Genomic DNA, 19608 nt, shown 5'->3' with positions numbered 1-19608 from the left:
GCTTCTAAACTAGTGGCCACTAAAGGCGCAAATGTCCACAGGGGCGCTCAACGCTCTCCTACCTCCCCATCAAAAAGTGGTAGCTGATCTTGTGGGGGCAAAGATATCCTACTCCGGCTTGCAGGCGTGAAACCGAACTCCGACGCAATGCGCATCATGATCTCTGCCTGTCGGTTGGCGATTGCGAGGTAGGGTGACTGTATCGGATATCCTGTCGGTGATTTTACCATGGTACCGAACTTCTGGATCTGCTCCATCGCTTCTGCCCACATCGCATAGGCGCCGCAGTAGGTAGCAAGGGCGCCGCGATCGAGGTGAGTTATGAGGCCGAGTTTTGCAAGCTCGCCTGTCAGCCGCGCCCATTCCCGTCTGGCAACTGAATTGAGTTCTAGTGGGCAGTCGGGTAACGCGGGTTCAGGCCGCGGCTCGTGCATATTAAGGGGACGCTTCCCCGGGTTGCCGGTCAACGCCTTAATCCTTGTTGGTTTTGGACGACGGCCACGCATGTCCGTTCTCGATCACACCAGCGGATCAAGAGCGCCGCCCGCGGATTGCGTCTCCTGCTCTAGCGTTTCAAACACAGCGCCATCTTGCTCGCGAGTTGCCTTCTCACCTGTGAACGCTTGCCATCGGCGGATCGCAACGTCGACGAACAATGGATCGATCTCGGATGCCAAGCAGATGCGCCCACACGATTGCGCCGCGATAAGCGTAGTTCCGCTTCCCAGGAAGGGCTCATACACCGCCTGTCCGGGACTGGAATTGTTCAGCATCGGCCGGCGCATGCATTCGACGGGCTTTTGGGTCGAATGCTTGGTTTCGGCATCCTGCCCACCGCTGCTGATATTCCAGACGGTCGTCTGCTTGCGATCGCCAGTCCAGTTGCCCTTCTTCCGGACCGCATACCAGCAGGGCTCATGCTGCCAGTGATAGTCTCCCTGGCTCATGACTAAGCGCTCCTTGGCCCAGATGATCTGCGCACGGATCGAAAAGCCGCTCTTTAGAAGGCTCTCGGCTACGATGGTCGAGCGTAGAGCACCATGCCAGACGTAAGCGATTTCGCCTGGATATAAGCCCCAAGTAGGCGCCCAGTCGGCGATCTCGTCGTTTTGGATTTTGCCGGTCCTTTTCGAGTTGTTGACACCGCGGCGATGACGCCATTCCGGGTCGTACTCGACACCATAGGGCGGATCAGTGACCATCAATTGAGGCAAGGCACCAGCCAGCAGTGAATGGACGAGAGCTGCGTCTCGACTATCGCCGCACGCAACACGATGCGGACCGAGCTGCCAGATGTCACCAGGTCGGGAGACCGCGACCTCGACGACCGAGGGGGTATCGTTCTCGTCCGTTAAGCCGCTTTCGACCCGTGACAGCGCGGCCGCCAACTCTTTTTTACTGAAGCCGATAGATGCGAGATCGGCCCCCAACGCAGACAGATCAGCCAGTTCGAGGCTTAGCATCTTGCTGTCCCAACCTGAATTTAGCGCAATCCTATTGTCGGCAAGCACCAACTGGCGGCGTTGCACCTCCGTCAATCCTCGGAGGACCACAACCGGCGCCTCCGTCAGCCCAAGCTTGCGAGCAGCGGCCAGCCGGCCGTGTCCCGCGATGATATCTGCGTCTTCGCTGACGAGGATTGGATTCGAAAAGCCAAAGGTGCGAATGCTGCCGGCGATCTCGGCGACCTGGGCCGGACTATGAGTGCGCGCATTGCGGGCGTAGGGGATCAGCCGATCAAGCGGCCAGTATTCGATTTGAAGTCGCGCGTTCGCTACTTCTGGGTACGTCGCTTCTGTCATGTCTCGGCCTTTGCACATCGCGTTGTCATCGGGCACCCTCCCCCCCTAGGGAATTTCGCGACAATTGTCCGAAACCAGCGCCATTGAATTGATTCACCTTTTGAGCAGGGCCGCGCGTGACCATCCCGAGCCGCTCAAAGGAAAATAATGGTTGGTTTTGCCTGCTGCTTACTGCGTTGCGGCAGACACGAAGGGCAACAGAACCACCCACGCCGAAATTGTGTTGCGCCTTCAAAGTGTTGCAGCTGGTCGCCGCACGGCTAAATGCTTGGCAGGGCGAGGCGCCGGAAATGCATTCCTCTACAGGCCCGAAAATTCGCCTGCGCTGGAAAAAAATCCCTGAATGAGAGAGGCGCCGGTCCGTGCACGCGTCAATTGCCGACTTTTGACCCGCCCCCCTGGTCGCGAGCCTATGCATTCGCCGGACCTTTCCAGTGTCCGCTTAACCGATAGCGCTCGAAGATTAGCTTGAGACCATCACCTCGTCGGCAGAGCTCCGCCTCCGTGGCAGCGATCCGTAATGGTTCGTCTATGAAGTCGACTAGCGCGCAATAAAGGGCGACTTGGTTTGCTAGTTCGCATCGAAGGTTATCGCTCCAACGCCGTTCCGCCGCGCAGTGAGCGGCTTCCGCCGAACGTATCGATGGTGTTCTGGGATGAGGCGACTCTTGCCGCTGAACCTGCATTGCCGAGCCTCTTCTGCAACTCGAAGCGACGGCCGATGCGTTGGCTGCATCGCGGCAAGGATCTGACAAGGTTGAGTCAGATTGGTTAGTATGAAAGGTTTGGATGGCGTCGGCGTCACTGCCATCGTGGCATCCATGCTCCCCTGACGATGACTTTCTGGTCCGACGAGCGCGCGCGGCAGCTTCGAAGCGCCTTCGCCAGCTACTCTCAAGATCCAGAAATTTTGACCAGACAGGCTCGTAGTGATTGCGGTGCGAATAGCCTCCGTGCCTCGTCTTACGGAACAGCCCTTTCGCCTCGAGCTTTGCCGTCGCACGAATGACAGTACGACGGTGGACGTTTAGCAGGCTTGCAATTCGATCCAGGCTTGGATCGCATTGTCCGGTTCTGCGGTTGAAACTGTCAAGAAGAGTGGCGCCGACCTGACGTTCGACTGCAGACAAATCGTCCGCGAGCGCGACTACCTTGAAAGCGATTAGTATCGGGAGTGTGTGCACTCGCCTTGCTGGGTTCACTTCGCCCTCCTATTGCACGACAGCCGCTAGAGGGTCCTGCGTTTCACAAACTTGCAAGGCGTGCCGACGGGCTCAGGTACTTGCAGGTAAGCCAGCGGAATTGGAAAATCGAAAGGGAGTGTGGAAAACCAATCCGGCGGCCGAACCGCGCAGGCTAAGCTGGTGAAATGCTCGAATCAGTTGTGCGGCCTGAGCTCAGTTCAGCTTGGAGGAGAATCTTCATGTCAATGATGACAAGTCGCCCGAAGCGAGGGCTTGATCCTGACAGCGCGTTCAAGAAATGGTCGGGCGAAGCGCGGTTTGCGCAGCTGGTTCAGTTGTCCGGCACGGCGGAGCCGCCATCTGAAGATAGAGCGCACGTGAATATCCGAGATCCTAGGGTGTTACGCGATTATCAAAATTGTCGTGCCGCAGCTGAGAAAGATTTCTACGACCAGCTATCCGACGCGCAGATCATTGGATCTGGAATTGCAGACGGAGGACATGGTCGAATACCCATCGATCCCAGTCTCTGGGACATCCTGGAGATCGACTACGAATTCTACGAGGCGAATGGGGAGGACCGCAGTTTCAAAAAGCTTGAGTTCTTCGCGCTATCGGCGGTCCCCCTGAACATCAGAACAATTCCGAAATGGCTCGATGATCTGCTTGGACAACAGGGTTACAATAGTTTCCGGCATACCGAAGATTATCGACACGTCTGCCTTCACGGCATCGACTATGTTTTGTCACCCCTTCTGGCCAAGATCGTGCGGATTTTGCATCTCGCGCGTCTCGAGGACGGGCACGGTTGGCGTAATGGCAAGCAAGTCCTGGAATCGGCCGGCTCAGCCCAACTTAAGATGAACGACGCCCTCAAGGACCGGAAGGATAGCAAGGCGCTCATTCAATCGGATGGTAAGGGCATGTTTCGTCTAGCCCTCGAACCACCTCCGGATGCCTCCGAAGACCCGTAAGCAAGAGGCAGCTCAGAAATTTCTCTTACTTTTCAACGATTCTTTCTCCCGCCCGGCAACCTCCGCAAGCCCCCCGACGAAGGCTCCGCAAATCAGCACACTCCCCGCGTAGTCACGAGCACTAACGCGGAGAGCTGACGATGAATGAGCACCTAAGCGAAAAGGCATTGGCGAGACGCCTCTCGATTTCGCACCGCACCCTACAACGTTGGCGACAAGAAGGGATTGGCCCTGGTTATTTGAAGCTTGGCCACCGCGTCGTCTATCCCCTCGAGATGGTCGAGGCGTGGGAGCGGAGCTGCAGAAAGTGATCCGCTCTGGCGAAGGGCCTGTACACGGCATCATCTGTTCAGGCGAATCTGACCACCTCGACGAAATCGCCGAAATTCTGGCAGCTGGCCTGAGGCGTCTGGCGGCCCAGAAGTCCAGTCGAAAACCCGCCAATTGCGGAGAAAGTTCGCTTCACTTCTCGCCCGACCGGAGCGGTGGTGTGCCTTCCTACTCCGCTGAGGCTCTCCATGACTGATCCGGTTCTAGCTCAATTGGCCGCCCTCAAGAATGCGCCCGCGTCGGCCCTGAAGGCAAAATGGCGCACATTGTTCGACACAGAGCCACCACCCTATAACCGGCGCTTCCTGGAGAACCGGCTGGCCTACCGCATTCAAGAACTGGCCTATGGCGGACTGAAAAAGGAAACCGTCGAGCGGCTTCGGGTGCTGGCAAAGCAATATGACGGCAAGCCAGGCGAGAGGCCGAAGGGGCGGAGTCTACGCCTGCCGATCGCCGGGACCCGTTTGATTCGGGAGTGGCAGGGAATCGAGCATTCGGTCACCGTCCGCGCTGACGATTTTGAGTACCAGGGACGCCCCTACAGGTCCCTCTCCGCCATTGCCCGGGAGATCACAGGCGTTCGCTGGAACGGCTGGGTGTTCTTTGGGCTAAAGAACCACCGCGGTGCTGTATGACCAGAAAGCCACAGCCCGCCACGCCGGCTCCACTGCAAAAGCTCCGGTGCGCCGTCTACACCCGCAAGTCCAGCGAAGAAGGTCTTGAGATGGAGTTCAACTCGCTTGAGGCCCAGCGGGACGCTTGTGAGGCTTACGTGTCCAGCCAGCGCGCCGAGGGCTGGCTCCTCGTGCCCGACCGATATGACGACGGCGGGTTCTCCGGTGGCACCCTGGACCGGCCTGCGCTGAAGCGACTGCTCGCGGATATCGAGACCGGCAAGATCGACATCGTCGTAGTCTACAAGATCGATCGGCTGTCACGCTCACTGATGGATTTTTCCCGGCTGGTCGAGGTCTTCGATCAGCACAAGGTCACGTTTGTTTCAGTGACGCAGTCCTTCAATACCACCACGTCGATGGGCCGCCTGACGCTGAACATTCTGCTATCCTTTGCGCAGTTCGAGCGCGAGGTGATTGGCGAGCGCATCCGGGACAAATTCGCGGCATCCCGTAAGCGAGGCATGTGGATGGGCGGGTGGGCTCCGCTGGGCTACGAGGTCAAAGACCGCAAGCTGATCGTCAATGACAAGGATGCCAATCTCGTCCGCTCGATCTTCGATCGCTTCCTCAAGGTAGGGTCAGCCACCACGTTAGCGCAGCAGTTAGTCGCAGAAAACATCCGCAACAAATACGGCAAGTTGATCGACAAGGGCATGCTCTATAAGATGCTCAATAACCCAGTCTATGTCGGTGTGGCCCTGCACAAGGGCGTCTCATACGCCGGTGAGCACAGCGGCATTATCGATCGCAAGATCTGGGACAAGGTACAGTCAAAATTTCAGGAAAACCCTCGCAAACGAGCGGCTGGTACACGGGCACAAACGCCCGCCCTACTGAAGGGGATTATCTTCGGTCCCACCGGCGTCGCGATGTCGCCAACCCACACACGGAAGAATGGCAGGCTCTATCGATATTACCTGAGCCAGAATGTCCTTAAGCAGGGCGCTGGCGATTGTCCCGTCGCACGCGTTCCCGCCGCTGAGGTCGAGAAGATCGTGATCGACCAGGTCCGCCTTCTCCTTCTCTCCCCCGAAATCATTGTCCAGACCTGGCGCGACGCTCGTAAATCCATCAAGGGCTTGACCGAATCTGACGTCCGCGACTCCCTGCTGGCATTCGGGCCGCTCTGGAATGAACTCTTCCCTGCTGAACAGTCCCGTATCATTGAACTCCTCGTCGAGCGGGTTGATGTCCGGACGGACCGCGTTGATATCAAGCTTCGGATCGCGGGCGTGACATCACTGATCGGCGAATTGGCCCGCGATTCCGTCACTCAACAGGATGCCGCATGACGACAAGTCCTCAAGCCAGCAAAGCCATCATCAGCCAGGATGGGCGCACGGCGATGGTCAGCATTGCCGTGAGCTTTCTTCAGCGGGCCGGCCGCAAGCAAATCCTGTCCCCTGCGGGGGCGGCACCCTGGTCGCCCGCCCCGCGTATAGACAGCGCCCTAGTCAAGGCAGTCGTCCGCGCGCATCGTTGGCGCCAAATGATCGAGAGCGGCAAGTACCCCTCGTCTGCAGAACTGGCCAAAGCAGAGAAGGTCAATGATTCCTATCTGAGCCGCATCTTGCGATTGACCTTGCTTGCGCCAGACATCATTGAGGCCATCCTGACCGGACGCCAGCCCACTACGCTCCAACTTGATGAGTTGCTTAAACCTCTGCCTACGGCCTGGAGCCAGCAGCGCTCCAAGCTATGCATTCCGCAGTAGCAGCTCGCTAAAGCTCGTCAGAGCACGGGTTCGCTGATCCATTGTTATGGAGTTTGATGACTCGCTTTGCGAAACGCAACTGATAAGCTAGTCACTTCGAACAATCCTATAGATCAATCACTTGGACCAATTCTCCGCTTACCGACCGCGCGAGATCGACTACGTGCCGGTGATGGGTAAACAAGATGATCTGTCGTCGCTCTCCGGCCGCCGCTAAAAGCCGAAGCATGGCCATAGTACGGCTCTCATCGAAACTAGACAGCAGATCGTCGCCGATGAATGGCATCGGTTCCGAGGTGCGCCGCTCCAGCAAAGCGAGGCGCAGGGCCATAAACAACTGGTCGCGTGTGCCTTCGCTGAGACCGCTCACCGGCACCTGCTCGCCGTCGCGACGCTGCGCCACCAGCACCGGCTGGTCGTCGTCGCTATAGGCGACTACCAGACCGGCGAAGGCAGTGTCGGTAGCCATGGCGAACAGCGTGCTGGCGCGGGCGATCAGCGGATCCTGCACCATGGCACGATGCCGCTCGATAGTACGCGATGCCAGTTTCGCGGCCGCGGCGCGCAGCAGCCAGCGCTCGGCGATAGACAACAGTTCGGCGCCGGCCTCGGCGCGCTCGGTGGCCGCCGCAGGCGCGTTGCGGCCTTTCAGCAACGCATCGAGCTGGGTTTTCCTGTCGTGATGAACCGCCGAGGCATTGGCGATGTCCCTGAGCAATTGATTCTGCCGCACTTCCTCGCGGGCGATGTCGCCGGGCAGCAAATCGAGATCGAGGCCTTCGCGCTCCCGACGCAGCGCGTCCTCGTCGCGGCTCTCGCTCTCTTGCAGATCGAGCTGTAAAGCGACGCGTTCGCTCTCCAGCGCATGCTTCGCGGATAATCGCGCCAGCGCATCGGGCAAGACATCGGCGTCGACGCCGAAGGCCCGGCAGGCTTCGTCGAGCAACGTCGCCGCAGCTTGCCGCTGCACCAGCAACGCCTTACGCCTGTCGGCGCGTTGTGTGGCGTTGTGGCGCAGCCGCTTGCAGGCCTCGCTCGCCTTGCTCGAACCCGCCAATGCCGTCGACAGTCGCGCGAGTGACTCCTGCGCCGATACGCTTTTAAGTTGCGGCGCGGCGCGATCGATGATCTCGAACACTTCCTGGTCGAAGGCTTTCAGGTCGGCCTCGATGGTCTCGACGCGATGGCTCTCGCTCTCGCGGCTTGCCTTTGGCAACGCTATCGACTGCCACACCGCCAGCGCCGCCTCGGCTTCCGCGGCACCTGCCGTCGCGACAAGTCCGATGCCATCCATGGCGGCGGGCCAGATCTCGCGCTGCGCGGTCAAGGCCGCCTGAGCTGCGGCCAAAGCCGTCACTGCTTCGGACAAGTCGTGTTCGGTGCGCTGCCCTTTGACGGCGCGCGTGCGGGCATCGGCCCACGCCGCCTGCAATTCATCGACGCGGCCTTTTGCTTCGCGAAACAGGATTTCCGGCGCCCCCCTGCCGTCTGGCGTCCGGCCAACACTGCCCAGGAACGCCATCAGTGCGGCCGTGCCGGATTGCAGACTTGCGGCCAATGCGTCGAGGCTGACCTTGTGCGCGTCGAGCTTGCCGAGCTTATTGAGGATGTCCTCGATCTTACCGCGCCACAGCGCCATTTCTGCCGGGCTATACGGCGTCAGGCCGGCAGCCGACCAGCTGTTCGTCCAGCTGACCGCGAGTTCGGCCAATCGCGCCTGCAGACCCCGCAGTTTCGCGGTATCCCGCTCGCGCGTGGCGCAATGAACTGCGAGACGCTGCAGCGCGTCTTCATAACGCGTGGCGCGCACGGTGTCGTTGAGCAAAAGGTCGGTGATGCCGTCAATCGTTTTGGATGATCGCTCAACTTCGGAAAATCGCAGTTTTCGCGCAACCGCATCGCCTTCGATCGCTAAGTACAACGCCTCGAGCTGGCTGTCGCGCTGCTGCCGCGCGCCAACGAGATCGCTGCGGCTCGGCACAGTGCCACCGCCGCTCAACTGCGCCAGCTCGGCGTCGGTGGACGCGATCGACTCGTCGGTGGCGGCAAGGCTGTCACCGAGGCGCTTGATCTCACTCTCTGCGACCTCCGTATCACGGACGAATTTGGCGATGGTGGCGGCATCGGGCAGCGGCAGCGCGCGCAGCCGGTCTAACGCGCCCGGCGCAGGGTCGATTGCTGCGACCGCCGACTCCAGACCCGAGGTTTCATTGTTGAGCGATGCGAGGTCGCGGCGATAGCGATCCGCCTGAGCGGGAATGTCGCCCAACGCATCGAAACGCTGCCGGATGTGCTCGACATCCAGTACGGACTGATGCGGACCGCCCTCGGCCTTGAAGGCGTCGTACTCGCTCTGAGCGCGCAGTTGGCGCGTTTCAGCTTCCTTCAGCGCCTGTGCGGCGCGATTGAGCTTAGCGATGGCATCGCGCGAGCACGCCAGCGCTGGGTCAGTGGGCAGGCGCTGCAGGAGGACCTCATGCGAACCAAAGCCGAGCCGGTGCGCGAGGCCATCGAGTTGGCGTTCGGCATCGTCGCGCGCTTGCCGACGGCGCGGCAGATCGTCTATAGCCTTGCGCACTGCGCCAAGCCGCTCACGTAACGCCTCGATGGCGGAAGCTTCCGCCAACACGTCTCCGTCGATAGCCAGAGCAGCCATCTCGGCAGCCTCAAGGGCGTCGGTAGCATCGAGCGCGGCCACTTCGCGCAGGAAAGCGGCATCACTGTCGAGCGCGCTGCGCCATGCCGCCAGCGACTGCGGCGGCACCGCCGGCAGATCCCCGAGACCAGCAAGTTCGGTTGCGACACTCTCCAGCCGCGCCAGTTTTGACCGCACACGGAGCGTGCGTTGCCAGCTTGCCAGCACGCCACCGCTGCGACCATGCTCGGTACTCAGCGCCTGGAGATTGTCCCGCGCCTGCTGCACGGCGGCTTCGAAATCGCGCACTGCTTCGCGGGTCACGAAGGCGTCGCGCAACGCCTTGTCAGCCTTGTCGCGGCGATCTGCCGCCACGTAGAATGGCTTGCCCGCCGATTTTCGCGGAGTGAAAAGCTCGTCGCCCTCAGTCTGCAGCTTCTCCCGCACATGGGACAGCGCGGTCATGCCCGCGGAACTTGCCGCCAGCGTTTCCGCAAGACGACCACCGGCATTGAGCAGGTCCTCGCCACCCTCGCGTAGAGCCTGCGCGGTGAGGCCGAATTCGCGGCCGAAATTTTCACGCGACAGGCCGCCGAGCAGCGGCGCCAGCGTGTCGGTTGGCAGCGGCTTTTCGTCGACGTCGATCAGTGTGTTCTGCTTGCCCCTGCGGCGGCGCGCCGTGATCAGCCGGCCGTCGGAATGGCGGAATGCGCCGCCGACGCGTAATTTGCTAGCTTCGTGAAGAAAACCGTATTCGATGCGACTAGGATTAAACCCGAACAGCAGGTCGCCGATCGCGATCAGCGCCGAGGTCTTTCCGCCTTCGTTGGGGCCGAGCACCACATGCAATGCGGCATCCGGGCGAAACGTCAGGCTGCGGTCGGTGAAGATGCCGTAGCGTTCGAGGTCGAGCCGTTCGATTTTCACGACAGCGCCCCGCTCAGTAGGGCGCGCGCTTCACAGACGAGCTTATTCTGCAGGTCCTCAGCCGACAATTCGTCATGCAAATCCTTCGGCAATTTCGCCTTCACGGTGTCGATCAGCTCGGCCATCGCCGCGGCGAATTCCGGATCCTGGGCAGCCTCAGCCAGCATGCGGTCGAGATCGAGACTGTCCTCCGCTGACAAATTGGCAGCGGGCCGCGGCGGCAGCGTGGTCCTGACCTTAAGCTGCTCGACCCAGCAATCGTCCCCGAACTGGAGGGAGCGGGCACGGATATCGTCCTCGAGCAGTTCGCGCCGAGCGATGAGTTGATTGTGCAGCAGCGTGGAGCCAGTCAGCGTCACCCGGATTGCCAGGGGGCGGCCTTCAGCATCACGATGCGCATCGGCAATGGCGGCCGTGACGCGCGCAACCACCTCGTCCTCCCTGTCGGCATCAACGATGTCGAGACTGAGATGCGCCCAGCGCGCGCCGTCCAGCGCCAGCGGCGTGACTTCGACGATTTTGCCGTCCTCGACGGTGACGCGCACCGCGCCCTTGGCGCCGGTCTCGCGGATGCTGCGGCCTTGAAGGTTTCCGGGGAACACAATCCAAGGATCTTTGTGAACGATTTCCGCGGCATGGATATGCCCGAGCGCCCAGTAGTCGTAACCGAAGCGCTTCAGATCATCGACGGTGCATGGCGCATAACCCTCGTGGCCAGGCCGCCCGTCCAGCGACGTATGCAGCACGCCGATGTTTAGCCAGCCGTCACGGCGCGCCGGATAGGTCTCAACGAATTCCGCGGTAAAACGGTTCGGAAAACTGCGCCCATGCAGCACGACGCGATATGCGTCGAGGATGATAGTCGCCGCCTTGCTCGACGGAAAGACGTTCACTGTATTGGGATAAGCGAGGTCGCGCGACATTAGGCTTTCAGCGTCATGATTGCCCTTGACTATAAATGTCGGGATTCCCGCGCGATGCAACGCGCTGACGGCGCGGACGAAAAAAAGTCCGGTGGTGACGTCCTTCCAGTCCCCGTCAAACACGTCGCCAGCGAGTATGAGGAAAGCAGCCTCGCTGGCGACCGTCTCGTTAATCAGCGCTTCTACGGCCCGGCGGCCGGCATTGGCGAACCGCCGGGCGACGTCCTCGTCCTTTAGTCGCAGACCCGCGAATGGACTGTCGATGTGAAGATCGGCTGCGTGGATGAACGTGAAGCGCATAATGCTAAATGCTCTCAATGTTCGACGTTTTGGAGCTCGCGGCGTCGCTGTTCGACTCACGAGACGTGTGATATTGATACCTAATAGCCTTAAAGTAGAAATGGCGCTTGCGATTATGGCCGCAATATCGGAATGACCAAGGTGAGCTTTTTGCTGGGGACCAGGCGGTGACGAGAGTGAAATGACAGATCCGACAAGGGGGGGAATCGAGCGGGTTGCACAAGGTCAAAACATAGCCATCCACGCCGATCCTGCCGCTACATCCACGTTCGCATTGCACCAAATTCGATTCCGGTGATCCGGATAGGATCAATGGTCGATTCCGTCGAAGCTGGACCTTCCTAAGTTTTCTTTTGCAGTGGCCGCAGTTTCCAAATATCTACCGTCCTAGTTGTATATATTAATCTGACAATTTGTTTTTAGGAGATTTCGGGTGGGAGCGGCTGAAGATATTCTTGAGTGGTCGACAACAAAGTTGACCCCTTGGCGCCAAGATGCGCTTCGAAGACTAGCGGGTGGCGCAGCAACTGGCGCGCAGGATCAGGACGACCTTCTCAGCCTCGTCAAAGAAAGTGCCGGCTTTTCGATTTCCCCAAAGCCGGCTGCGCCAATTGCCTTGGCGAAGGCTCATCTCTCGGGGGTCACCGCCGGGGCGTCACTTCAGATCAAAACCATTCGTAACGTCACGAATGTCAATCGGCTTATGCAATCGGCGGCGCTGACGTTCGCCGTCAAAGGTTTAACCATCATTTATGGCCGAAACGGCAGCGGAAAGAGCGGCTTCGTTCGGATATTTCGTACCGCCTGTCGTACACGTTCTGACAATCCGGCCAAGTTAAAGGTGCTGGCCGATGTCTACGGATCGAGCGCGGGGCCGCAGGAAGCTGAAATTGTCATCGAGACAGCCGCCGGAGAGGTCGTTGTCCCCTGGAAGGCAGGCGGGTCCGCTTCGGAAGCCCTCTTGCAGGTCGCGGTTTTTGATAGCAACGCGGCAGAGCTGTATGTGGATGGGGGCAACCAGATTCAGTTTCTGCCTTTCGGCCTCGCACTACCGCATAAGCTCAACGCATTATGCATCACGCTCAAAAGCAAACTCGAAGCCGAGCGGAAGCCTATCACGGACCAGATCGCCCTCCTAATGGTCGCATTCGAATTACAGCGTGCAACCAAGGCTCAGACATTTTACTCCGCGCTATCGGCCAAAACGACCGATGCGCAGATCGATGAAACGGCGAAGTTCTCGAAAGACGATCAGATTCGGATCGACGAACTGACGCGCCTGTTGACAGCCACGATGGCATCGAGCGCCGACCTGACTGCGCTGTCGGCTTGGGTGCAGGGGTTCGGAAAGGAATGCGGCAGCCTCGCTCAAGCTTTGAGCGATGCGAAGTTAGACGAGTATTACACCCTCAAGCAGCAAGCTGTGGAAGCCCGGAAAGCCGCGGGGCTCGATGCTGCGGTGCTGTTCTCGACCGAGTCCCTTCCAGGCGTCGGCGGAGAAACATGGCGACGCTTGTGGCTCGCAGCACGGGATTATTCGATTGCCGATGCTTATCCAGCACGCGAATTCCCGGTTCTCAATTCCACTGATGCTGAAGAAAGCTGCCTACTCTGCCACCAGCCGCTCAGCCCTGCCGCTTCGGAAAGATTGCGACGGTTCCAGGCATTCGTTGGTGGCGCACTCGCAACCGCTGCAGACCAAACCGAGTTGAAGGTTGCCGCGGCAGTGATCGCCCTACCCAATCTCGCGATGTTTACATCGAAGGACTGGCCTAACCGTTTGGAACAGATTCGCAAACGAGACGGCAAATTGGCCGAAGCGATCATTGTCTTCCAAAGCAGCGTAGCTGAACGGCATGCTGCCGCGGTCACGACTCTGGAGGGCACCAAGGGCACGGCACCAGTTTCAACGCCGGTGATTTCCCCCGAGGCAGCATTAACCGAACTATCGCAGCTTCTATCTCAGGAAGCGGCGGCGTTGGCGAGCGCCGATGAGGCGGGACAGCGCGCTATACTAGCAGCTGAGCAAGCAGAGCTTGCCGATCGCAAGATTTTCGCGGCCGCCCGCGAAACGGTGATCAAGCGTCGCGATCTACTAAAATTGGATGCGCTCTACCTTCTCGCTCTCGCCGAGGTGCAGACGACCGGGATCACGAAAAAGGCAAACGACCTTGTCGACATTCATCTGACCAAAGTCGTAATCGATCGATATGAAGCCGAGCGAAAGGCGCTGGACATCGCGCATCTCAAGGTCAGTCTAAGCCGCAAGAGCGATCAGACTAAGGCCGCGTTCCAAACCACACCCGGCACCACGCTGACGAAGTTGACTTCGGACATCTTAAGCGAGGGCGAACAGCGTGCGCTGGCCCTAGCGGCCTTCCTGACAGAGATCGCTGTCACGGAGGGGAATGGTCCGATTGTCGTCGACGATCCAGTGTCATCTCTCGACCGCGACCGCGGTCTGAGGGTCGCCGAGCGTATCGCGAGCGAAGCTCTGACACGCCAAGTCGTCGTCTTTACGCACGACTTGGTTTTCTTTAACGATTTATGCAGAGAGGCTGACACGCTCGGGGTCACGGCCGAGACAATCGCCCTGTTCGCTGACGCCGCCAATGCCGGCAAGGTCGATCCGGCTGGAGTCGTGTGGAGGGGATTGAACGTCAACAAGCGGCTCGCCCGAATCCGCAATGACTTCGCGACGATCAAGAAGTCTCACGCCTTGAGTCCGGCCGATTACGAAGTCGCGATCAAGAACCTGTATGGTCGCCTGAGAGATACCTATGAGCGTCTCGTTGAGGAATGCATTTTCTGTGACGTCATCCGACGGGGCACCGACCGGATCGAGACGCAGAAACTGCGGATGGTCCACCTCTCTGACGCGCTCGCAGTCAGATTCCATGAGGGCATGAGCAAGGCTAACACCTACAGTCACGACAATCCGGCTGCCGCCACCGTCGCAGTCCCCAATCCCACGGAGTTCGAAAGCGATCTCGCGTCAATTGAGAAACTCATTGGCGACCTGAAGATGGAGAGTTCCAAGGCGGAGGCCGCAAGGCCAAGCATGAAGCTGAAATAGCTGGGCTTGGTCGTTGCAACACTATTACTTGGTCGCGCGCGGTGCATATGGCGCGCTCACGGCAGATAATCTGGGAATTGGAGGTTCTCCCTTATCCGGGAGAAACAGCTGAACTCCTTTGGGCTGAACCTCATAAGTAACTCGAAACAATTGAATTCTGAAATCGTACCAAATGGACTGGGTCCAGAGGTTCGGAGAAAAACAGGCCTTTCGGAGAACAATGGGAAATCCTGCTGGTCGGCGGTCCAGAGCTCCAATTTGGAATTGGCTACTAAAACTGGGCTTACTTGCTAAGGGAACGGGCCGGAGAAATCGTTGTGTCGGCCGATGTGGCGGAGAGAGTGGGATTCGAACCCACGGTACGGTTTCCCGCACACACGCTTTCCAAGCGTGCGCCTTAAGCCACTCGGCCATCTCTCCGGAGCGCACTCTCTTGAAGGGGCGCCGATGATTTTGCAAGGGATCGCGGGGAAATCGGGTGATTTTTCCGTAAGATGTTGTATTTCATAGATAATATCGGGCGCCACGCTAACGCTCGGAACCGCCTGCCGGCTGAACCGGCGGCGGGTTTGGTGCGACGATTCACTCAAGACCGTCAAACAAGACCGGGGGCCCCATGATCATCCGCAACACCATCGCCGCGCTGAGCCTGATTTCGGCTGTCGCCGCCGCCTTTGCAGGACCGGCCGCCGCACAGGTCTGCACCCGGCAAGGGGGCGACGTCAGCTGTGACGACGGACGGCGCGGGATGCTTTCGGGCGATGCCATCCTCTGGCCGGACGGCACGCGTTCGAGCGCGACGCCGCATCAGAGCGTCATTATCGGCAACAAGAGCTCGGTGCATGTCGGGCCCGGCGTGTTCGTCGGCCAGGGCAAGGGCATGGTGCCGCTCGACGATCCGAACGCGCCGAACAAGCGGCAGTGCGCGATTCTGGAAGGCGTGTCGTATTGCTATTGAGGCTCTCGTCTTCGCCCCTGCCCTCCCCGAAATGAACGGGGAGGAGACTAGATCAGCCGCACGCCCGATATCGCCGACTTGAGCCAGCGCAGCGCTTGCGGCGGCTGGTTGGCGAGCGGCGCAACCGCGGCCTTCTCCGTCCGGCACTTCTCCAGTTCTGCGACGAAATCCGCCGACCATTGCTGGATGGTGTGGCCGCGCAGCTTCTTCATCATCGCATCCCAGCGCATCTTGCGCTCGGTGAGCGGCATCGCGGCCGCGACCGCGATCGCGCGCGCCATGCCGTCGATGTCGTGCGGATTGACCAGCAGCGCGGCGTCGAGTTCGTTGGCCGCGCCGGCGAATTTCGACAACACCAGCACGCCGGGATCGGCCGGGTTTTGTGCGGCGACATATTCCTTGGCGACCAGGTTCATGCCGTCGTGCAGCGGCGTCACCACGCCGATCTGCGCGGTGCGGTAGAGTCCCGCGAGCACGGCCTGGCTAAAGCCCTTGTTGAGATAGCGGATAGGTGTCCAGTCGGCCTCGCCGTGGCGGCCGTTGACGTCGGACACGAGCCGCGCGACTTCGTTCTGCAAATTGCCATAGGCTTCGATGGCACCGCGCGAGGGATTTGCGATCTGCAACAGCGAGATGCTGCGCGCAAACTGCGGATGCTCGGTCCAAAGCCGATCGAACGCGCTGATGCGGTTGACGAGGCCCTTGGAATAGTCGAGCCGGTCGACGCCGATCGCGAGCCGCTCACCGTTGAGGCTGCGGCGAAGCCGGGAGACGTCCGGATGCGACGCCGATTTCGCCGCGTATTGCGCGAACTTCTCGGCGTCGATGCCGATCGGAAAGACCTCGCAGCGCGTTCGGCCATGCTGCGAGATCGCAACGCCGTCTTCGACGGCGAGGCCGAGTTCGCCCGCGACATAGCCGAGAAAATTCTGGCAGTCGTCATGGGTCTGGAAGCCGATCAGATCGTAGGCCAGCATCGCCGTGATCAGCTCGCGATGATTGGGCACGCCCTGCATCACCGCGGCGACAGGCCATGGCGTATGGAGGAAGAAGCCGATCGGATCGTCGACGCCGAGGTCCCGCAGCTCCGCGCCGAGTGCGAGGAAATGATAATCCTGCACCCAGAACGCGGTTTGTGCTTTCCGAAAGCGCATCAAGGCGCGCGCCATGAAGGCGTTGACCTCGCGATAGCTGACATAGTCGTCACGCGAGACGCGGATCAGATCGCTGCGCGAGTGCAGCGCCGGCCACAGCGCCGAATTGGCAAACCCCTCGTAATACCCGCCATAGTGTGCCGCCGGCAGATCCAGCGTCGCGATCGCGCCCGAACCCAATGCTTCGATTTCGGCGAACGGCTCCTTTTGATGACCGTCACGCACACGGCCCGAGGAACCCACCCAGATCGCGCCCGAATGTTCCACGACGGGTAACAAGGCCGCCGCGAGACCGCCCGTCATGGGCTCGTTGGGTTTGCCGCGTGCGACGCGATTCGAAACGACGACTAAGTTCACAGGTCGTCCCCTCCTGTTTCATTCCACCCGTTTAACTGCCGTTCATCAATATGGTTCCTGATCATCCTTTGCACCAATTGAAACCAAAATCGGGCGTGCGCGTTGGAACCGGTTTACCTCCAGGGAACCCGACGATTTCGCTACACAAAGTCGGTTTGGGTTACCGTGGCGCGCACAGCATGAAACGGGCGCGCTGGGGAATTACGCGCGCGATATGTGGCTCCGAGATGTCGGTGCCTTATTCCAACCTTGAGTCGTCGAGCAGCCGCGCGAGGAACGTGCGCACGTCGTTCGGCGCGTCGAAGTGCCCGTTGACACCCATAGCGCGGCGGCCGACCGAGAAAGCGAGCCCGTTCATGTCGGGCATGATCGCGAACACGGTCTCGTCGGTGACGTCATCGCCGATGAAGATCGGACGGCGGCCCTTGAAAGGCTCGTGCTTCATCAACTCGCGCACGCCGGTCGCCTTGGTGAAACCGGAATGCTTGATCTCGCAAACGAACTTGCCGGGCAGCACCTCGATCGGCGCATTGGGCAGGTCGGCGCGGATCAGCGAAACGGATTCATAGATCGCCTTCTCCGCATGCGGCGCAAGGCGGTAGTGCAGCGCCAGCGAATAGCCCTTGTCCTCGAGCAGAATGCCGGGACTGAGCTTGGCGACCGCCGCGAGCCGCCGCTTCAGCTCCTTGTCCAGCGGCGGCGCGCTGACGGCATCGGCTTCGTTGTCCACCGAAAGCCGCATCTCCGCGCCGTGGCCGGCGACGGCGCGAAAGACATCGGGCGCGAAGATCAGGTCGATGTCGTTGAGCGAACGGCCGCTGACCATCGCCAGTGCGCCCGAGGTGCGCTCCGTCAACCGGTTCAGCGTTTCCGACAGGCCGGGCGGCACCCACACCTCGCGCGGCGTCGGCATCAGGTCGAGCAGCGTCCCGTCGATGTCGAGCAGGATCGCTGTTTGATTGAGATGCGGCACGAGCGCGTGGGGCACCGGCACCGCATCGGGCGCTTCATCGTCGACCATGGTGCGCTCTTGATCCAATTCAGCCAGTTCCGATTTCATAGTCTACTCCATGGAAGCAAGCGGCCGCGCGATTTCTTCGAGCGATCTGCGTTCCGCCGAGATGGCATAGCGCCACGCCACGATCGCGGCTGCGATCATCAGGAAGGCCCCCAGTAAATAGCCTGCGAATACGCTCGTGCGCGACCCCGTGTCGATCAGCGCCCCGAACAATGCGGGGCCGATCACGCCGCCGATACCGGTGCCGACCGCGTAGAACACGGCGATCGCGAGCGCGCGGACTTCCAAGGGAAACGTCTCGCTGACGGTGAGATAGGCGGCGCTCGCGGCGGGCGAGGCAAAGAAGAAGATCACCATCCAGGCGATGGTCTGCCCCTGCGCGCTCAAGGCGCCAATCGAGAACAGATAGCCCGACAGCGCCAGCAACAAGCCCGACACCCCATAGGTGAACATGATCATGGTCCGGCGGCCGAGCGTATCGAACAGGCGGCCGAGCAGCAGCGGGCCGAGGAAATTGCCGGCGGCGAAGGGGAGCAGATACCAGCCGACATGATCGGCGCTGATGCCGTAAAAATCGGTCAACACCAGCGCAAAGGTGAAGAAGATGGCGTTGTAGAAGAAGGCCTGCGCGATCATCAGCACGAGGCCGACCATCGCCCGCTGGCGATAGACCGAGAACAGCGTGTGCACGACCTCGCGGATCGGCGTGTGGCTCCGCATTTTCAGGCGGATCCTGGCGAAGCGGCCGTCGGTCGTATCCTGGTCGTGTCCGAGCACCGAGCGTTCGATCTCGTCGACGATGGCGTGGGCCTGGTCGGGACGGCCGTGGATCATCAGCCAGCGCGGGCTCTCCGGAATCCACATCCGCATCAAGAGCACGACGAGGCCGATGGCCGCGCCGATGAGATAAGCGAGGCGCCAGCCGAGATCAGGGCCGATCACCGCGGGATCGAGCAGCACAATGGCCGCTACGGCGCCCATCGCGGCACCGATCCAGAAGCTGCCGTTGATGACGAGATCAGTCCAGCCGCGATAGCGCGCCGGCACCAGTTCCTGGATGGTCGAATTGATCGCGGTATATTCGCCGCCGATGCCGGCGCCGGTGAGAAAGCGAAACAGTGCGTAGCTCGCGACATTCCATGACAGAGCCGTCGCGGCCGTCGCCGAGAGATAGAGCGCGAGCGTGATGAAGAACAGCTTCTTGCGACCGATGCGGTCGGTGAGCCAGCCGAAGCCGAGCGCGCCGAGCACCGCGCCTGCGAGATAGGCGGAATTGGCAATGCCGAGATCGAGATTGGAGAAATGCAGCGAGGGACTCTGCTTCAGCGCGCCGGAGAGCGCGCCGGCCAACGTCACCTCGAGGCCATCCAGAATCCAGGTGATGCCGAGCGCGAGCACGACGCGGGTGTGAAACCCGCTCCACGGCAGCGCGTCAAGTCGCGCGGGAATGCTGGTTTCGATGATGCGGTCGCCCGCGGCCGCCTTCGCGACCGCCTTGGAGACCACAGGTCCATCGTCCGGCGCTAGGCTTCGCTGCAATTCCATCGCGTTGTTGCATCTGACCAATGGACATGGCCCC

The 19608-nt window shown here is 60.4% G+C and carries 16 protein-coding genes and 1 tRNA gene; 8 read left to right on the top strand and 9 right to left on the bottom strand.

The window, feature by feature from the left end; translation table 11 throughout:
* Positions 1 to 47 precede the first annotated feature (47 nt).
* On the bottom strand, positions 48 to 434 hold the full coding sequence (locus BRA1253DRAFT_RS25430; protein WP_245286092.1) for a phage terminase small subunit P27 family: 387 nt from the start codon (positions 432 to 434) through the stop codon (positions 48 to 50).
* Positions 435 to 518: 84 nt separating this feature from the next.
* Positions 519 to 1838 (bottom strand): site-specific DNA-methyltransferase, encoded by a 1320-nt coding sequence (locus BRA1253DRAFT_RS25425; protein ID WP_007599096.1) that lies wholly within the window; start codon positions 1836 to 1838, stop codon positions 519 to 521.
* Between the two features lie 80 nt (positions 1839 to 1918).
* Here BRA1253DRAFT_RS25425 and BRA1253DRAFT_RS43720 point away from each other — a divergent pair, with 80 nt between their 5' ends.
* Positions 1919 to 2149, top strand: coding sequence for a hypothetical protein (locus BRA1253DRAFT_RS43720; RefSeq protein WP_157158620.1), 231 nt, complete (start codon positions 1919 to 1921; stop codon positions 2147 to 2149).
* A gap of 63 nt (positions 2150 to 2212) precedes the next feature.
* Here the strand turns inward: BRA1253DRAFT_RS43720 and BRA1253DRAFT_RS46245 are convergent, their stop codons facing one another.
* Entirely contained in the window at positions 2213 to 2986 is a 774-nt protein-coding gene (locus tag BRA1253DRAFT_RS46245; RefSeq protein WP_371261373.1) for a helix-turn-helix domain-containing protein, read from the bottom strand.
* A 239-nt stretch (positions 2987 to 3225) separates the two neighbouring features.
* Between BRA1253DRAFT_RS46245 and BRA1253DRAFT_RS25420 the strand changes: the two genes are divergently transcribed.
* From BRA1253DRAFT_RS25420 to BRA1253DRAFT_RS25405, 5 genes are all read left to right on the top strand, one after another.
* Positions 3226 to 3960 (top strand): hypothetical protein, encoded by a 735-nt coding sequence (locus BRA1253DRAFT_RS25420; RefSeq protein ID WP_007599091.1) that lies wholly within the window; start codon positions 3226 to 3228, stop codon positions 3958 to 3960.
* A 140-nt stretch (positions 3961 to 4100) separates the two neighbouring features.
* Positions 4101 to 4271 (top strand): AlpA family transcriptional regulator, encoded by a 171-nt coding sequence (locus BRA1253DRAFT_RS41725; RefSeq protein WP_007599089.1) that lies wholly within the window; start codon positions 4101 to 4103, stop codon positions 4269 to 4271.
* A 207-nt stretch (positions 4272 to 4478) separates the two neighbouring features.
* Positions 4479 to 4925, top strand: a complete 447-nt coding sequence (locus BRA1253DRAFT_RS25415; RefSeq protein ID WP_007599087.1) for a DUF2924 domain-containing protein — start codon at positions 4479 to 4481, stop codon at positions 4923 to 4925.
* Positions 4922 to 6259 (top strand): recombinase family protein, encoded by a 1338-nt coding sequence (locus BRA1253DRAFT_RS25410; protein WP_007599086.1) that lies wholly within the window; start codon positions 4922 to 4924, stop codon positions 6257 to 6259. Before BRA1253DRAFT_RS25415 ends, BRA1253DRAFT_RS25410 begins: the two co-directional genes overlap by 4 nt.
* Positions 6256 to 6681, top strand: a complete 426-nt coding sequence (locus tag BRA1253DRAFT_RS25405; RefSeq protein ID WP_007599084.1) for a hypothetical protein — start codon at positions 6256 to 6258, stop codon at positions 6679 to 6681. The genes BRA1253DRAFT_RS25410 and BRA1253DRAFT_RS25405 overlap by 4 nt, the downstream gene beginning before the upstream one ends.
* Before the next feature lie 106 nt (positions 6682 to 6787).
* Here the strand turns inward: BRA1253DRAFT_RS25405 and BRA1253DRAFT_RS25400 are convergent, their stop codons facing one another.
* Together BRA1253DRAFT_RS25400 and BRA1253DRAFT_RS25395 are read right to left on the bottom strand one after the other, a co-directional pair.
* Positions 6788 to 10243, bottom strand: a complete 3456-nt coding sequence (locus BRA1253DRAFT_RS25400; RefSeq protein WP_007599082.1) for a YhaN family protein — start codon at positions 10241 to 10243, stop codon at positions 6788 to 6790.
* A complete protein-coding gene (locus BRA1253DRAFT_RS25395; protein WP_007599080.1) occupies positions 10240 to 11466 on the bottom strand; it encodes a DNA repair exonuclease in 1227 nt (408 codons plus the stop codon). Before BRA1253DRAFT_RS25395 ends, BRA1253DRAFT_RS25400 begins: the two co-directional genes overlap by 4 nt.
* A gap of 433 nt (positions 11467 to 11899) precedes the next feature.
* Between BRA1253DRAFT_RS25395 and BRA1253DRAFT_RS25390 the strand changes: the two genes are divergently transcribed.
* Positions 11900 to 14542 carry an AAA family ATPase gene (locus BRA1253DRAFT_RS25390; RefSeq protein ID WP_007599078.1) on the top strand — a complete coding sequence of 881 codons (2643 nt, stop codon included), beginning with the start codon at positions 11900 to 11902 and terminating at the stop codon, positions 14540 to 14542.
* A gap of 330 nt (positions 14543 to 14872) precedes the next feature.
* On the opposite strand, the gene BRA1253DRAFT_RS25385 is transcribed toward BRA1253DRAFT_RS25390, so the two are convergent.
* A tRNA-Ser gene (locus BRA1253DRAFT_RS25385) sits at positions 14873 to 14962 on the bottom strand.
* Positions 14963 to 15158: 196 nt separating this feature from the next.
* On the opposite strand from BRA1253DRAFT_RS25385, the gene BRA1253DRAFT_RS25380 reads away from it, so the two are divergent.
* The gene (locus tag BRA1253DRAFT_RS25380; RefSeq protein WP_007599077.1) at positions 15159 to 15500 is read left to right on the top strand and encodes a hypothetical protein; all 342 of its coding nucleotides are present in this window, start codon (positions 15159 to 15161) and stop codon (positions 15498 to 15500) included.
* 47 nt (positions 15501 to 15547) lie between these two features.
* Here the strand turns inward: BRA1253DRAFT_RS25380 and BRA1253DRAFT_RS25375 are convergent, their stop codons facing one another.
* From BRA1253DRAFT_RS25375 to BRA1253DRAFT_RS25365, 3 genes are all read right to left on the bottom strand, one after another.
* On the bottom strand, positions 15548 to 17011 hold the full coding sequence (locus BRA1253DRAFT_RS25375) for a trehalose-6-phosphate synthase (RefSeq protein ID WP_007599076.1): 1464 nt from the start codon (positions 17009 to 17011) through the stop codon (positions 15548 to 15550).
* Between the two features lie 238 nt (positions 17012 to 17249).
* Complete coding sequence (gene otsB / locus BRA1253DRAFT_RS25370; RefSeq protein WP_007599075.1) at positions 17250 to 18071, bottom strand: trehalose-phosphatase; 822 nt, start codon at positions 18069 to 18071, stop codon at positions 17250 to 17252.
* 3 nt (positions 18072 to 18074) lie between these two features.
* On the bottom strand, positions 18075 to 19574 hold the full coding sequence (locus tag BRA1253DRAFT_RS25365; RefSeq protein WP_007599074.1) for an MFS transporter: 1500 nt from the start codon (positions 19572 to 19574) through the stop codon (positions 18075 to 18077).
* Between the last annotated feature and the right edge of the window lie 34 nt (positions 19575 to 19608).

The organism is Bradyrhizobium sp. WSM1253 (assembly GCF_000244935.1).
In the GTDB taxonomy this organism is placed as follows: domain Bacteria; phylum Pseudomonadota; class Alphaproteobacteria; order Rhizobiales; family Xanthobacteraceae; genus Bradyrhizobium; species Bradyrhizobium canariense.
The sequence above is the reverse complement of the archived record's forward strand: the minus strand, read 5'-3'. Positions and strand labels throughout refer to the sequence as shown.